15 protein-coding genes and 1 tRNA gene are annotated in these 13,386 nt (G+C 71.1%); 10 read left to right on the top strand and 6 right to left on the bottom strand.

The features are described 5' to 3' along the window. Nucleotide 1: 1 nt before the first annotated feature. The 8 genes from ABEA62_RS08370 to der are packed head-to-tail and all read left to right on the top strand — an operon-like array spanning nucleotide 2 to nucleotide 6,461. Nucleotides 2-853 (top strand): segregation and condensation protein A, encoded by an 852-nt coding sequence (locus tag ABEA62_RS08370; RefSeq protein ID WP_345379594.1) that lies wholly within the window; start codon nucleotides 2-4, stop codon nucleotides 851-853. 38 nt (nucleotides 854-891) lie between these two features. After that, entirely contained in the window at nucleotides 892-1,395 is a 504-nt protein-coding gene (gene scpB, locus ABEA62_RS08365) for an SMC-Scp complex subunit ScpB (protein ID WP_286216671.1), read from the top strand. Next, entirely contained in the window at nucleotides 1,395-2,141 is a 747-nt protein-coding gene (locus ABEA62_RS08360) for a pseudouridine synthase (protein ID WP_286216096.1), read from the top strand. The genes scpB and ABEA62_RS08360 overlap by 1 nt, the downstream gene beginning before the upstream one ends. 39 nt (nucleotides 2,142-2,180) lie before the next feature. Next, nucleotides 2,181-2,543, top strand: coding sequence for a chorismate mutase (gene aroH, locus ABEA62_RS08355; protein ID WP_345379592.1), 363 nt, complete (start codon nucleotides 2,181-2,183; stop codon nucleotides 2,541-2,543). 6 nt (nucleotides 2,544-2,549) lie between these two features. Beyond that, on the top strand, nucleotides 2,550-3,605 hold the full coding sequence (locus ABEA62_RS08350) for a prephenate dehydrogenase (protein ID WP_345379590.1): 1,056 nt from the start codon (nucleotides 2,550-2,552) through the stop codon (nucleotides 3,603-3,605). Next, complete coding sequence (gene cmk, locus ABEA62_RS08345; RefSeq protein WP_286216091.1) at nucleotides 3,602-4,291, top strand: (d)CMP kinase; 690 nt, start codon at nucleotides 3,602-3,604, stop codon at nucleotides 4,289-4,291. Before ABEA62_RS08350 ends, cmk begins: the two co-directional genes overlap by 4 nt. Continuing rightward, nucleotides 4,288-4,986, top strand: a complete 699-nt coding sequence (locus tag ABEA62_RS08340) for a lysophospholipid acyltransferase family protein (protein ID WP_286216090.1) — start codon at nucleotides 4,288-4,290, stop codon at nucleotides 4,984-4,986. Before cmk ends, ABEA62_RS08340 begins: the two co-directional genes overlap by 4 nt. Beyond that, the gene (der, locus tag ABEA62_RS08335; protein ID WP_286216089.1) at nucleotides 4,983-6,461 is read left to right on the top strand and encodes a ribosome biogenesis GTPase Der; all 1,479 of its coding nucleotides are present in this window, start codon (nucleotides 4,983-4,985) and stop codon (nucleotides 6,459-6,461) included. Before ABEA62_RS08340 ends, der begins: the two co-directional genes overlap by 4 nt. A gap of 15 nt (nucleotides 6,462-6,476) precedes the next feature. Here der and ABEA62_RS08330 read toward each other — a convergent pair whose 3' ends face one another. Genes ABEA62_RS08330 through ABEA62_RS08320 form a run of 3 tightly spaced genes read right to left on the bottom strand, consistent with a single transcriptional unit; the run spans nucleotide 6,477 to nucleotide 8,635 of the window. Further along, nucleotides 6,477-6,893 carry a DUF1801 domain-containing protein gene (locus ABEA62_RS08330; protein ID WP_286216088.1) on the bottom strand — a complete coding sequence of 139 codons (417 nt, stop codon included), beginning with the start codon at nucleotides 6,891-6,893 and terminating at the stop codon, nucleotides 6,477-6,479. A 51-nt stretch (nucleotides 6,894-6,944) separates the two neighbouring features. After that, on the bottom strand, nucleotides 6,945-7,715 hold the full coding sequence (locus ABEA62_RS08325; protein WP_286216087.1) for a glycerophosphodiester phosphodiesterase family protein: 771 nt from the start codon (nucleotides 7,713-7,715) through the stop codon (nucleotides 6,945-6,947). Continuing rightward, entirely contained in the window at nucleotides 7,712-8,635 is a 924-nt protein-coding gene (locus ABEA62_RS08320) for an alpha/beta hydrolase (protein ID WP_286216086.1), read from the bottom strand. The genes ABEA62_RS08325 and ABEA62_RS08320 overlap by 4 nt, the downstream gene beginning before the upstream one ends. A 90-nt stretch (nucleotides 8,636-8,725) precedes the next feature. On the opposite strand from ABEA62_RS08320, the gene ABEA62_RS08315 reads away from it, so the two are divergent. After that, a complete protein-coding gene (locus ABEA62_RS08315; RefSeq protein ID WP_345379585.1) occupies nucleotides 8,726-10,078 on the top strand; it encodes an MFS transporter in 1,353 nt (450 codons plus the stop codon). A gap of 46 nt (nucleotides 10,079-10,124) precedes the next feature. Here the strand turns inward: ABEA62_RS08315 and ABEA62_RS08310 are convergent, their stop codons facing one another. Next, a complete protein-coding gene (locus ABEA62_RS08310) occupies nucleotides 10,125-10,730 on the bottom strand; it encodes a nucleoside deaminase (protein WP_345379583.1) in 606 nt (201 codons plus the stop codon). 68 nt (nucleotides 10,731-10,798) lie between these two features. Continuing rightward, a complete protein-coding gene (locus ABEA62_RS08305) occupies nucleotides 10,799-11,803 on the bottom strand; it encodes a pyroglutamyl-peptidase I (RefSeq protein WP_345379581.1) in 1,005 nt (334 codons plus the stop codon). A 148-nt stretch (nucleotides 11,804-11,951) separates the two neighbouring features. On the opposite strand from ABEA62_RS08305, the gene ABEA62_RS08300 reads away from it, so the two are divergent. Continuing rightward, nucleotides 11,952-12,025: transfer RNA gene (locus tag ABEA62_RS08300), tRNA-Pro, on the top strand. Nucleotides 12,026-12,185: 160 nt separating this feature from the next. Here the strand turns inward: ABEA62_RS08300 and ABEA62_RS08295 are convergent. After that, nucleotides 12,186-13,199, bottom strand: coding sequence for an IS481 family transposase (locus tag ABEA62_RS08295; protein ID WP_286216081.1), 1,014 nt, complete (start codon nucleotides 13,197-13,199; stop codon nucleotides 12,186-12,188). Nucleotides 13,200-13,386: the final 187 nt, after the last annotated feature.

Here is a 13,386-nt window from a genome sequence, read left to right as displayed (position 1 = left end):
CGTGACCACCCCGGTCCTGCCGGACGCGCCCCGCGGCTTCGAGGTTCACCTCGACAACTTCGAGGGACCGTTCGACCTCCTCCTGAGCCTCATCTCGAAGCACCAGATGGAGATCACCGAGGTCGCGCTCGCGCGCGTGACGGACGAGTTCCTCGCGACCATCTCCTCCCGCGAGGAGGAGTGGGACCTCTCGCAGGCCTCGGAGTTCCTGGTGGTCGCGGCGACTCTACTCGACCTCAAGGCCGCCCGGCTGCTCCCGCAGGGAGAGGTCGATGACCTCGAGGACCTCGAACTGCTCGAGGCCCGCGACCTGCTGTTCGCGCGCCTCCTTCAGTACCGCGCGTTCAAGGTCGCGGCGGGGGAGTTCGCGACGATGCTCTCTGCGCCCCGGCGCGTGCCCCGCGACGTTCCCCTCGAGCCGCAGTTCGCGATGCTGCTGCCCGAGCTGATCTGGACCGCCACGCCCGAGCTGCTCGCGCGCCTGGCGGCCCACGCGCTGCAGCCGCGAGAGGCGCCGCACGTGTCGATCTCTCACCTGCACAATCCCGCCGTGAGCGTGCGCGAGCAGGCCGCTCTCATCACGCACCGCCTGCAGCGGGAGGGAGCGGTGTCCTTTCGCTCGCTCGTGCACGATGCCGGGCACGTGAGCGTGGTGGTGGCGCGCTTCCTCGCTCTGCTCGAGCTGTTCCGCGAGGCCGTGGTCGCCTTCGATCAGGTACGCTCGCTCGGCGAGCTGACGGTCCGGTGGACAGGCGGCGACGCGGAGGTCGAGGTCTCCGCCGAGTTCGATGAGGACGATGCCATGGGCGTAGGGCTCGAGGCAGCTGGCGAGACGGTGAGGGAGCAGTCGTGATCGAGGTGGGCTTGCGCGGCGCGCTCGAGGCCGTGCTCATGGTGGTCGACGAGCCCGTCCCCGCCGCGGAACTCGCGGTGGCCCTCGAGGTGCCCGAGTCCGTGGTGGCCGAGGCCCTGGCGGAACTGCGCGACGAGTACGCGGACCCCGACGCGCCGCGCGGCTTCGAGCTGCGCGAGGTCGACGGCGGATGGCGGCTGTATTCGTCGCGTCTCTACGCGGACGTCGTGGGCCGCTTCGTGGTCGACGGGCAGTCCGCGCGACTGTCCCAGGCCGCGCTCGAGACCCTGGCGGTGGTGGCCTATCGCCAGCCCGTCACCCGCGGACAGGTCTCGCAGATCCGCGGCGTGAACGTCGACTCCGTGATGAAGACGCTCGCGGCGCGCGGGCTCGTCACCGAGGTTGGGGAGACCGGCGGCGCGGTGCTGTACGGCACCTCGACCGAGTTCCTCGACCGCATGGGGCTGTCGTCTCTCGACGACCTCCCGCCGCTCGCTCCGTACCTGCCCGACCTCGCCGACATCGATGGAGAGAACCGCTGATGGAACTCGAGATTCACCGCCCCGAGGGCGTCAGGCTGCAGAAGGTGCTGGCCTCAGCGGGGGTGGGATCGCGCCGCAAGTGCGAGGACCTCATCGAGGCGGGCCGCGTGACCGTCAACGGCGAGGTGGTCGACCAGCTGGGCGTGCGCGTCAACCCCGACGAGGTCGTCATCGCGGTCGATGGCGCGCGCATCTCGGTGGACTCGTCGCACGTCACGGTGGTCCTCAACAAGCCGTTCGGCGTCGTGAGCACCATGAGCGACCCGCAGGGCCGTCCCGCCCTCGACCGCTACGTGAGCGGCTACGACGAGCGGCTCTTCCACGTGGGCCGCCTCGACGCGGAGACCACGGGCGTGCTGCTGCTCACCAACGACGGCGAGCTCGCGAACCGCCTCGCGCACCCCACCCACGGCGTGTCCAAGGTGTACGTCGCGAAGGTGCGCGGCCGCGTGTCGAAGCACCTGTGCACGCAGCTCAAGGCGGGCGTCGACCTCGACGACGGCCCGGTGCGCGCGACGTCGTGCACCGTGCTCGACCTCGCCGCGGACTCCTCGCTCGTGCAGGTCGAGCTGCACGAGGGGCGCAACCGCATCGTGCGCCGCATGCTCGACAAGGTGGGTCACCCCGTCCTCGAGCTGGTGCGCACCCAGTTCGGTCCCGTGCGGCTCGGCACGATGGCGCCCGGCGAGGTGCGCGAGCTCACCCCGACCGAGGTGGGCCGGCTCATGGACGCCGCGGGCATGTGACGCACGGGAGGGCATGTCCCTCCCGATACGATGGTCGCCATGACGATTCGTGCGATCCGTGGCGCCATCACCCTGGACCGCGACGAGCGCGACCACTTGCACGCCCGCACCACCGAACTGGTGGAGGCGATCATGCGGGAGAACGCGCTGACCACCGACGACCTCATCTCGGTGATCTTCACATGCACCCCCGACATCGTGAGCGACTTTCCCGCCGCCGCCGCGCGGGAGCTGGGCTTCGGGGCCGTGCCACTCATGTGCGCACAGGAGATGGCCGTGCCCGGCGCGCTGCCGCGCGTGGTCCGCGTGATGATGCACGCGCAGGTCGACCGCCCCCGCGAGGAGATCTCGCACGTGTACCTGCGCGACGCCGTGAGCCTGCGCCGCGATCTCGCGCAGTAGGCCCCCATGGACACCACCACGCCGCGCACCCACATCGTTGGCGCCGGGCTGATCGGCGCGAGCCTGGGCATCGGCCTCGCGGCCGAGGGCTGGGACGTCACGATCGAGGACGCCGATCCCGACGCTCAGGCGCTCGCCCGCTCGATCGGCGCGGGGGGCGACCTCGCGGGCGCGACCCCCGACCTCGTGATCGTCGCCGTGCCCCCGTCCGCCGCGGGCAGGGTGGTCGCCGACTCGCTCACCCGCTGGCCTACCGCGGTCGTCACGGACGTCGCGAGCGTCAAGGCGCCCATCGCCGAGGCCGCCGACGCGACCGGCGCGGGAGAGCGCTACGTGGGCTCTCATCCGATGGCGGGACGCGAGGTGTCGGGAGGTCTCGGCGCCCAGGGAGACCTGTTCAAGGCTCGGCCGTGGGTGATCTGCCCGAACGGCGCGACCGCCGCCGCCGTCGACGTCGTCACGCGCGTGCCCGCCGCGCTGCAATGCGACGTGGTGACGATGGAGGCGCATGCGCACGATGCCGCCGTCGCCAGGGTCTCGCACGCGCCGCAGGTCGCGGCCTCCGCCGTCGCCGCCGCGCTGGGAATCCTGGACGCCGACGATGTCTCCCTCGCGGGTCAGGGTCTGCGCGACGTGACGCGGATCGCGGCCTCGTCGCCTCACATGTGGGCCGACATCGCGCGGCTCAACCGCGCGCACCTCATCGAGACGCTCGACCACATCATCGACGACCTCGACGAGGTGAGGGAGGCGAGCGACATCGGCGAGGCCATCACCGACCTCATCGAGCGCGGCCGTTTCGAGGTCGCACGCATCCCCGGCAAGCACGGTGGCGCGAAGCGCGACTGGCTGCCCGTCACCGTCATCGTGCCCGACACCCCCGGACAGCTGTTGCGCCTGCTCGCGCACACCGCCGAGGAGGGCGTCAACGTCGAGGACATCGCCATCGAGCACTCGCCGCGTCAGCCGGTGGGTCTCACCACGCTCTATGTGTTGCCGTCGCGCGCCGCCCACCTGGCGGCCGCGCTCGAGCGCCACGGTTGGGAGATCGCAGCCTCATGACCGGAATTTCGATCGCCATCGACGGCCCCGCGGGGACCGGCAAGTCGACGGTCGCGCGCGAGGTCGCGCGCCGTCTGCGGCTCGCGTACTTCGACACGGGGGCGACGTACCGCGTGGGTACGTTGTGGTGCATGCGCGAGGGCGTCGACCTCTCGAACGAGTCGGACGTCGCGGCCATGGTCGAGACCATGAACGTCGCTCTCGTGCTCGATCCGCGCAACCCGCGCGTGATCCTCGAGGGCGAGGACGTGAGCTCGTTGATTCGTGCCGATTCGATCGCGCTGACGGTCTCCAAGGTCGCGACCAACCTCGAGGCGCGCGCGGCCCTGGGTCAGTGGCAGCGCGACGTCATCGCGTCGGAGCTCGAGGGCGGCTACTCCGAGGGCAGGGGAGTGGTGACCGAGGGCCGGGACATCACGACCGTGATCGCCCCCGATGCCGACGTCCGCATCCTCATGACCGCCGACGAGGAGGTGCGCGTCGCGCGCCGTGCCGGCGAGGGCGCCGATGTCGCGACCGTGCGCGAGGCCGTCCTGGGCCGTGACCGCAAGGACGCGACCGTGGTGGAGTTCCACACCGCCGCGGACGGCGTGGTGACGCTCGACACGACCGATCTCACGATCGAGGAGGCCGTCGACGCGGTGCTGACGCTCGTCGCGGCCGCCCGCGAGGACGAGTCCGAGTGAGCGGACGCGCCCCGTCGCGTTGGGGGCCGCGCTGGTCCCGCCACGTGGGCCGCTTCCTCGCCCACGTGCTGTGGCGCACCGAGGTGCGCGGGGCATCGTCCCTTCCCACTTCCGGGCCCGTCATCGTCGTGTGCAACCACGTGGGTCTCATCGACGGACCGGTCCTGCACGGCGCGATCCCGCGCGGCTCGCATTTCTTGATTCGCTCCGGCATGATGACGGGCGCGCTGGGGGTGTTCCTGCGGGCCGCACAGCAGATTGCGGTCGAGGGGTCGGGACGCGAGGCACTCGCCAGGGGACTGGCCGTGTTGCGCCGCGGCGACGTCGTGGGCGTCTTCCCCGAGGGCACCCGCGGGGGAGGGACGGCCGATGCCGTGCACGGCGGGGCGGCCTGGCTCGCCCTGCAGTCGGGGGCACCCGTGGTGCCCACGGCGATCGTGGGCACGCGGCACACGGGCGAGTCGGTGAACGTGTGGCCGCGGCCGGGCCGGCGCATCCTCGTGAGCTTCGGCACGCCGATCGTTCTCACCCCTCCGGCGGAGCTGCGGGGCGGCCGCGCCAAGCAATCCTGGGCGGCCGCACAGCTCGCGGAGGCGCTCCGCACCCAGGTGACCCGTACCCTGGAGACCACAGACCTCGAGCTTCCGCTCGACGACCCGCGCCGTGATGGGCGCGCAGAACAGGACGTTTCATGAACGACGAGCTCCCCGCGCCGCACGAGTCGGACGCGCCCGAGACGCTCGACGAGATCCGCGAGGCCGCGCTGCGCGCGGGCCTCGAGGCCTACGAGCTGACCGACGAGGACCTCGCCGAGCTCGCCGGCGAGCCCGAGCCGGAGACCGAGGAGGCGCTGCCCGTCCTCGCGATCGTGGGCCGGCCCAACGTGGGCAAGTCGACGCTGGTCAACCGCATCATCGGCAAGCGGCTCGCGGTGGTCGAGGACAAGCCCGGCGTGACCCGCGACCGTGTCGCCTATCGCGCCGAGTGGGCGGGACGCGACTTCACGCTGCTCGACACGGGCGGCTGGGAGAAGAACGTCACGGGAATCGACCTGTCCGTCGCGCAGGCCGCCGAGACCGCGATCGAGATGGCCGACGCCGTTCTCTTCGTGGTCGACGCCATGGTGGGGCCGACCGCGACCGACGAGCAGGTGGTCCGGCTGTTGCGCAAGGCGGAGAAGCCCGTCGTGCTCGCGGCGAACAAGGTCGACGGTCCGCAGGGCGAGCTCGAGGCGGCCGCGCTGTGGAACCTGGGGCTCGGCGAGCCTCACCCCGTGTCCGCGCTGCACGGCCGCGGCACGGGCGACCTGCTCGACGCCGCGATGGCGGTGCTCCCCACCGAGATGCACCAGGTCGAGGTCGACGAGCACGCGCCGCGCCGGATCGCGCTGGTGGGCCGTCCCAACGTAGGCAAGTCCTCGCTGCTCAATAAGTTGGCTGGCACCGAGCGGGTGGTGGTCAACGAGATGGCCGGCACCACGCGCGACCCGGTCGACGAGCAGGTCGAGATCGGCGGCCGCCCCTGGACGCTCGTGGACACCGCCGGCATCCGGCGCCGCGTCCACATGTCCAAGGGCGCCGACTTCTACGCTTCGCTGCGCACGCAGACCGCGATCGAGCGCGCCGAGATCGGCCTGGTGCTCCTCGACGCCTCAGTGCCGCTGACCGAGCAGGACACGCGCGTCATCTCGCAGGTGGTCGACGCGGGCCGCGCGATCGTGTTCGTGTTCAACAAGTGGGACCTGGTGGGCGAGGACGAGCGCTTCATGCTCGAACGTTCGATCGAGCAGGACCTGGTGCAGCACACGTGGGTGCCGCGCGTGAACCTGTCCGCGCTCACCGGCTGGCACACCAACCGCCTGCTGCCCGCGATCGACCTCGCGCTGTCGAGCTGGGACCAGCGCGTGTCGACGGGACGGCTCAACTCGTTCCTGGGCGAACTGGTCGCGGAGCACCCGCACCCCGTGCGCGGCGGCAAGCAGCCCAAGATCCTGTTCGCGACCCAGGCCGCGACGCGCCCGCCGCGCTTCGTGATCTTCGCCTCGGGCTTCCTCGAGCCGCAGTACCGCCGCTTCATCGAGCGGCGCCTGCGCGAGGCGTTCGGCTTCGAGGGCACGCCGATCCAGATCTCGGTGCGCGTGCGCGAGAAGCGCGGACCCAAGCGCAAGTAGCGAGGAGACGCGGCGTCACATCTGTGTGGCGTCGTCGTCTCCCCGCGCGAAGGCGATCTCGACCAGGCGGGCCAGCACGTCGCGGTCGATCTGGTCGAGGCGCTTGACGTAGACGCAGCCCGCACCGGTCGTGTGCGGGCCGAGGTTCGCGAGCTCGCCCTCGCCCTCGGGCGTGTCCTTGAGCCCGTAGAACGTGAGCTGCGCCTTGCGCGGCGAGAATCCGACCTTCATCCAGTCGCCCTCGCGGCCGCTCGCGTAGCGGTAGTGCAGCGTTCCCCAGCCGATGATGGAGGGTCCCCACATCACGGGCGGCGCCCCCGTCACCTCGCCGATGAGGCGCACCACCTCCTCGCCCTCGGAACGGCGCCGCGCGGGCTCCACGGTGGCGAGGAAGGCCTCGACGGGGACGCTCGTGGGCTCGGTGACGGCCATGGGCTCAGGATGCCTCAGTCGTGCGCTGAGCGCACGACGATTGCGGCGCGCTCACCACAGCCCGCGCGCGGTGAGCACGTCGCGCAGCACGTCAGCGCGGTCGGAGACGATCCCGTCGACGCCGGCATCGAGCAGCGCCTCCATCTCGGGGGCGGTGTTGACGGTCCACACGTGCACCGCGACGCCTGCGGCGTGCGCGATCCGCACGTGCCGCGCGGTGAGCACCGGAACGACGCCCACGCGCCACGGGATCTGCAGCGCGTCGACCGTGCGCAGCGAGCGCAGCGTCCCCAGCCCGAGCGCGCCGCCCAGGAAGAAGCGCGCGGCCTCGGACGTGCCCGCGCTGGTCGCCACGGGCCTGCTGAGCCGCGCGACGGTCGCGTCGCGACGCGCACCGGAGAACGAGGCCACGCACACACGATCGTGAGCGCCGGTGCGCTCGATGGCCTCGGCGATCGGGACGATTCCGGACTCGCCCTTGACGTCGATGTTCACGCGCAGCTCCGGCCACGTGCCCAGGATGTCCTCGAGCAGGGGGACGGGCTCGACGCCGCCGATCCTGGCGCCCTTGACGCGCTCCCACGGCAGCTCCGCGACCTCGCCGGTGCCGTCCGTGGTGCGATCCAGAGACGAGTCGTGCAGCGCGACCGCGACGCCGTCCGCGGTGCCGTGGGCGTCGGTCTCGACGTGCGTGAAGCCCAGGTCCACGGCCGCCTGGAAGGCCGTCATCGAGTTCTCGAGACCGTCGAGCGAGAAGCCTCGGTGCGCGAGGGCCGTCACGCGAGGCGCGAAGTAGGGATGCGAGGGACCGGGGAGCGTCATGGAATCACCTTGGGGAGCCAGGCGCGCACGGCGTCGAGGTACGCGGCGCGGGGGACGGGGGAGGACAGCGAGAGCTCGTGGACGCCTCCCGTGATGACGGACTCGTCGACGCGCGCACCCAGTCGGTGGGCGTGACGCGCGATCGCGCGGACGTCCACCACCGTGTCCTGCGCGTCGAGGAGGGGGTTGTCGAGCACGTCCGGTCCCGTCGAGTGGGAGCGGGCCACCAGCACGGGAGCCTCAATCGCCAGCCCGCGCGCGACGCGTGACTGCGCCCGGCGCACCGCGGCGAGCCACGCCGCGCGGATCGGTACCCCCAGCGGCGTCTTCCAGTCCGTGTCGAAGTCCCAGCGTCCGCCGTTCGCGCTCAGCAGGTGGTGTGCGTACGCGGACTCGTGCCGCGCGACCACGGCGTACGGGCGCGCCCGAGCGAGGGCGGGCACCGAGTAGGAGGCCGCCCGCTGGCGGCGCGTGGTGAGGGCGGCGAAGAACGGGCTGTCGAGGACGAGTCCCGCGAGCGCGGGGGACGGGCGGTCGTGCGCCCAGATGGCGGCGGCCAGGCCGCCGTTTGAGTGCGCGTGGACGATGACGGGGAGGCCGGGATGCAGTCGCGCCACCTCCGCGACGGCCGCGTCGATGTCGTCTCCGAGTTCCGCGATGTCCGCGATGAAGTGGGGGACGTCGCCGGCGCGGAGGGACCGGCCGGCGCGGCGCATGTCGACCGCGTAGAACGCGAGGCCCTCCTCCGCGAAGAAGCCCGCGAGGTGGTCCTGGAAGAAGTAGTCGTTGTAGCCGTGCACGTGCAGCACCGCGGCGCGCGGCTGCGAGGGTGCGGGACCCCGCACGAGCGTCGCCGCCCCGACGGGTCGCGAGGCGTACCCGGCCAGGGCATCGTCCCTCCACCCGGTGAGCGTTTCCATGACCCGATGCTCCCATCTTCTGGGTCCGAGTTCAGGGTCCGTTCGCGTGTTGATTTCCCACAGTTCACGCGGGACGGGCACGCTGGGCGCATGACAACCGAAGCGACGGCGCCGTCGCACTCGTTCGAGACACTGCCCCGACGCTCGCGATGGGGCCGGGTGACCGCGTGGGCGATGTGGGACTGGGCGACGCAGCCGTTCAATTCCGTGATTATCACGTTCGTCTTCACGGCGCTCTACCTGACCTCGGAGTCCTTCATCGATCCCGAGATCGCGGCGCTGGGAGAGGACCACCCGGCGTATGAGCTCGCGCTGTCGAGCCTCGCGGGAGGGCTCGGCACGGGCCTCACGGTGGCGGGCATCCTGGTCGCGCTGCTCGCTCCGGTGCTGGGCCAGCGGGCGGACACCTCGGGCAAGCGCAAGGCGTGGCTCGGGGGAGCGACGGCGCTGCTGGTGGCGTGCATGGTGGGGTTGTTCTTCGTGGAGGCCTCGCCCGCGTTCTTCGCGCTCGGCGTGGGGCTCATCGCGCTGGGCAGCGTGTTCTCCGAGATCGCCGGCGTGAACTACAACGCGCTCATCACGCAGGTCAGCACTCCCGCGACCGTGGGCCGCGTCTCGGGCCTCGGATGGGGACTGGGCTACGTGGGCGGGATCGTGGCGCTCGTGATCGTCGTCATCGCCGACGGCGCCGACTGGTGGGGCATGGACACGTCGAACGGCATGGCGTACCGCCTTATCGCGCTCGGATGCGCCCTGTGGGCCGTGGTGTTCGCGTGGCCGCTGTTCCGCTACGTGCCAGAGGCGCCCGCCGCGGGGCGCGAACCCGTGTCGCTCCTTGCGGGGTACGCGCGGTTGTGGAGCGACCTCATGGGCCTGTGGAGGGACGCGCGCTCGACGCTGTGGTTCCTGCTCGCGAGCGCGATCTACCGCGACGGCCTCGCTGGCGTGTTCACGTTTGGCGCGATCATCGCCGCCGTGGCGTTCGGCTTCGAGCCCACTGAGGTCATCATCTTCGGCATCGCCGCGAACCTTGTCGCGGGCGTCGCGACGCTGTTCGCCGGCATGGTCGACGACCGGATCGGACCGCGCCGGCTCATCCTCATCTCGCTCACGGGCATGGTGATCGCGGGGCTCGCGGTGGCATTCCTCCACGAGGCGGGAGCGATGGTGTTCTGGGTGGGCGGACTGGTGCTGTGCCTCTTCGTGGGGCCCGTGCAGGCGGCATCCAGGTCGCTGCTCGCGCGCGTCAGCCCACCCGGCAGGGAGGGCGAGATCTTCGGGCTCTACGCGACCACCGGCCGCGCGGTGTCCTTCCTCGCGCCCGCGCTGTGGACGCTCGCGATCGCGCTCACGGGTGCGACCATCTGGGGCGTGGTGGGGATCATCACCGTGGTGGCGTTGGGTCTCGTCGCGATGCTGTTCGTCAAGGTGCCCACCGGGTAGTCGCCGGGGGCCTGAGTCAGTCGGGCTCGAGTCAGTCGGACTCGAGTCAGTCGGACTCGATGGGGCCCGTGCCGCGCGCGTTATAGACGGTCGCCGCCGAGTCGCCATAGGCGCGGTACACGGCGAGTGCCTCCTCGCGCAGCACGTCCTGGGTGACCTCGATGCCGCGCGCCTCGAACTGAGCGGCCCAGTCGGCGACCATGGGGCCCTCGTCGAAGCGCGTGAGGCGCTCGAGCTCGGGTCCGTCGCCCGCGACCACGAGGTGCTTGACGCCCGACCACAGGGTCGCGCCGTAGCACTGCACGCACGGGCGCCAGTTGACCACGAGCGCGAGGTCGCGCTCCGCCCCGAGGTCCCACGTGCCCAGGCGGGTCTGCGCGAGGCCGAGCGCCATGACCTCCGCGTGCCCCGAACTCACGCCGGTGCCGAGCACCACGTTGACGCCTACCGACACGAGCTCGCCGGTGCCCGCGTCGACCACGATCGCCGCGAACGGTCCGCCGCCGCCCTCGCGCCAGTTGCGGTCCGCGAGGCGGTGCACCAGTGCCATCTGCTCCTCATGGGTGTCGAGGTGGGAGGGTAGCGCGGGTATGTCCGCGACCAGCCACTGCGGCAGGGACAGGGTGACGGTGGTGGCGAGGCCGGTGGCCATGGGTTCTCCGGGGGCTGGGGGACGGGCTTGGGGGACGATCGGTTGACGACAGGCGTGACGGACGATGCCTAGCGTCCGCCGGTGATGATTTCCTCCCAGGTGAGGGGCCTGGAGGGGGGAGGTTCCGGGTGGTCGTCGTGCGTGCTGTCTGCTGCGTCCTGAGTGTCCGTGTGGTCGTGGAGCCACGTGGCGTCCGCGGCGGCGGGCGGCTCGGCGACGGCGATAGGGGACGTGTGCGGAGCGGGTTCGGGTGCGGGGAGCGGCTCGGGTTCCGGCTCCAACTCGGGCTCTGGCTCGAGCGTGGGGACGAACGGCCTGGACTGTGCCGCGACAACCGGCTCGACGATGGGCTCCGCGATCGGCATGAGGAAGGGCTGCGTGGCCTCGGGGTCGAACTCGGCGTGGAACCCGGCCCGGGCATCGTCCTCCTGCGGTGCCGGGGGAGCGACGGCGGTGACGGTGGAGGACTCTTCCTCGAGCACCGCGACCGTCGCCTCGACCACGACGCGGAGGGCCTCGGCGATCACCTCGGCCGGCAGCGCGGGCCCGCCGAGTGCCATCTCGGGGCTCGCGGGCACGTGGATGAGGCCGCTCGGGACCTGCCACTGCGCGAGCTCGCGCTGCAGCGAGTAGAAGACGTGGTTGGCGACATCGGTGGTCGGGGAGAGGGACAGGCGCGCGGGTATCGAGCGCGCGTGCAGTGCGTCGAGGATCTCGCGGGTGGGCAGGGTGGTCCACAGGCCGGCCTCGGCGCCGGGGACCACCGGGACGTCGACGGGACGGTTGCCCGCGGCATCGGGCGCGTCCGCGTGGTCGAGGTTGACCGCAAGACGTTCGATGGTGATCTCCGCCGAGCCCGGCCGCGAGGCGACCAGGATCACGGCGTCGGGCAGGTGGCGCGCGATCGAGGCGCGAAGCCTGCGCGGCGCCTCCTCGAATGCGGGGACCAGCCCTCGCGCGATCAGCGCACCGTCGCCGTGCCAAGTCTGCGCGAGGATGTGGACGGAGTCGGCGGCTGAGTCGGCTGCCATGCCGGGCCGTGGTTCGAATCCGGTGATGAGGACGCGTGCCATGAATCGAGCATACGGGCGCCGCGTGTCCGTTTCATGTGCCGGGTGTGACGGACGCGTGTCCCGCCGCGTGTGGCCAGGCGCGACGCGCCGAATTGCGCCGGATGGTGCAAGGCACCCCCGATTGTCCGGTAGCATTATCTGGCTGTCACGGGCTGTGGCGCAGCTTGGTAGCGCACTTGACTGGGGGTCAAGGGGTCGCAGGTTCAAATCCTGTCAGCCCGACGTGACGAAGGGCCGTTCTTCCTGGTAAATGCCGGGAAGGGCGGCCCTTTCTCGTCGCCCTCTTCGCGGCGGGCAGGGACGGTTGCGGCCACCCCGCAACGCAAGGTCATTTCGCTGACACACAGGTGCACGAAAGCGTCCAGGAACGAGCACTCGTGTGTCAGCGAGCGCGGCGCCGCAGGGTGATGACGCCGACGGTGTCGACGGTGTCGTGGCGCACTCGCCAGAACTTGCCGAGTAGACCGACGCGGGGTGCGTTCTTGGGCACTGCTTCGTAGGTCTCGGCGGGGGTGCGGCGGTCGTTGGCGCGGTGCGGCCGTTCGTGGTTGTAGACGTGTTGGAAGGCGCGCAACAGGGCTTGCAGGGCGTCCAGGGTGGTGGCGTCGGTTCGCGCGGTGAGCCAACGTTTGAGGGTCTGGTGGAAGCGTTCGATCTTGCCTTGGGTCTGGGGGTGGCCGGGGCGGCCGTTCCTCTGTTCGATGCCGAGGGAGTCGATCAGGTGCTCGAAGTGGCCCTGGCCGCCGTGGTGGCCCGCGAGTCTGGTCGTGTAGATCCGGCCATTGTCGGTCAGCGTCGATGCTGGTAGGCCATGGTTTCGGCCAGCGCTGAGGAAGGTGTCGGTGACGGTGCGGACGGTCACGGTGCGGTGGACGGTGATGTGCAGGAGGAACTGTGAGTGGTCGTCGAGCCAGGAGATGATCTCGACTTTGGTGCCGTCGCCGAGTTGCCAGTGGGTCATGTCGGACTGCCAACAGGCGTTCGGGGCGGCGGCTTGGAAGCGTTGCCAGCTGGAGCGGGGTCGCTTGTGGGGCTCCGGCGTGACTCGGTCCGCAGCGCGCAGGATCCGGTAGATCGTGGATGTCGCGGGTGGGGTAATGTCGGCGCGGGTGAGGCGGTCGCGGATCGACTCCGCACCGGCGTCCAGTCCCCCGCTGACGAGTTGATCCCGTAGCGCGACGACCCGGGCACGCATGTCGTCAGGGATCCGCCCGGCGGGAGCATGCGCGGCGTGTGAACGCGGCTCGAGCGCTTCGAGTCCGCCGGCTCTATAGCGGGTCAGGAGGCGGTGGATCCACTGGCGGGTCACACCGAAGCGGCGGGCCGCTTTTGCGACAGACAGGCTGCCCTCGACGATTGCCAGCACGATGACCCGGTTCTTGTCCCCATCCGCCATGGCCCATCGTCAAACTGCCAGGGGTGTAAACGATGCCCCGACACAGGTGTAAACGATCCATGGGCTGCTTCGCTGATTTCGGACAGCGGAGTTGGTGGTTTCTCTTACGCTGCCAGGGCTGGCTGTCGGTAACTGTAGTGGACCTCGTCGGGGCGCTGGTAGCCGAGTGCGGAGTGGCGTCGGCGGC

The organism is Demequina sediminis, from assembly GCF_039545075.1.
Classification (GTDB): Bacteria; Actinomycetota; Actinomycetes; order Actinomycetales; family Demequinaceae; genus Demequina; species Demequina sediminis.
Note: the sequence above shows the minus strand (reverse complement) of the source record. Positions and strands in the feature narration are given on the sequence as shown.

What these genes read in the sequence shown, in the direction of transcription:
- ABEA62_RS08320 (WP_286216086.1), bottom strand. Translation starts at nt 8,635, where the DNA reads ATGGAAACGCTCACCGGGTGGAGGGACGATGCCCTGGCCGGGTACGCC.
- cmk (WP_286216091.1), top strand. Translation starts at nt 3,602, where the DNA reads ATGACCGGAATTTCGATCGCCATCGACGGCCCCGCGGGGACCGGCAAG.
- ABEA62_RS08305 (WP_345379581.1), bottom strand. Translation starts at nt 11,803, where the DNA reads ATGGCACGCGTCCTCATCACCGGATTCGAACCACGGCCCGGCATGGCA.
- ABEA62_RS08325 (WP_286216087.1), bottom strand. Translation starts at nt 7,715, where the DNA reads ATGACGCTCCCCGGTCCCTCGCATCCCTACTTCGCGCCTCGCGTGACG.
- der (WP_286216089.1), top strand. Translation starts at nt 4,983, where the DNA reads ATGAACGACGAGCTCCCCGCGCCGCACGAGTCGGACGCGCCCGAGACG.
- ABEA62_RS08350 (WP_345379590.1), top strand. Translation starts at nt 2,550, where the DNA reads ATGGACACCACCACGCCGCGCACCCACATCGTTGGCGCCGGGCTGATC.
- ABEA62_RS08315 (WP_345379585.1), top strand. Translation starts at nt 8,726, where the DNA reads ATGACAACCGAAGCGACGGCGCCGTCGCACTCGTTCGAGACACTGCCC.
- ABEA62_RS08360 (WP_286216096.1), top strand. Translation starts at nt 1,395, where the DNA reads ATGGAACTCGAGATTCACCGCCCCGAGGGCGTCAGGCTGCAGAAGGTG.
- ABEA62_RS08295 (WP_286216081.1), bottom strand. Translation starts at nt 13,199, where the DNA reads ATGGCGGATGGGGACAAGAACCGGGTCATCGTGCTGGCAATCGTCGAG.
- scpB (WP_286216671.1), top strand. Translation starts at nt 892, where the DNA reads ATGGTGGTCGACGAGCCCGTCCCCGCCGCGGAACTCGCGGTGGCCCTC.
- ABEA62_RS08310 (WP_345379583.1), bottom strand. Translation starts at nt 10,730, where the DNA reads ATGGCCACCGGCCTCGCCACCACCGTCACCCTGTCCCTGCCGCAGTGG.
- aroH (WP_345379592.1), top strand. Translation starts at nt 2,181, where the DNA reads ATGACGATTCGTGCGATCCGTGGCGCCATCACCCTGGACCGCGACGAG.
- ABEA62_RS08330 (WP_286216088.1), bottom strand. Translation starts at nt 6,893, where the DNA reads ATGGCCGTCACCGAGCCCACGAGCGTCCCCGTCGAGGCCTTCCTCGCC.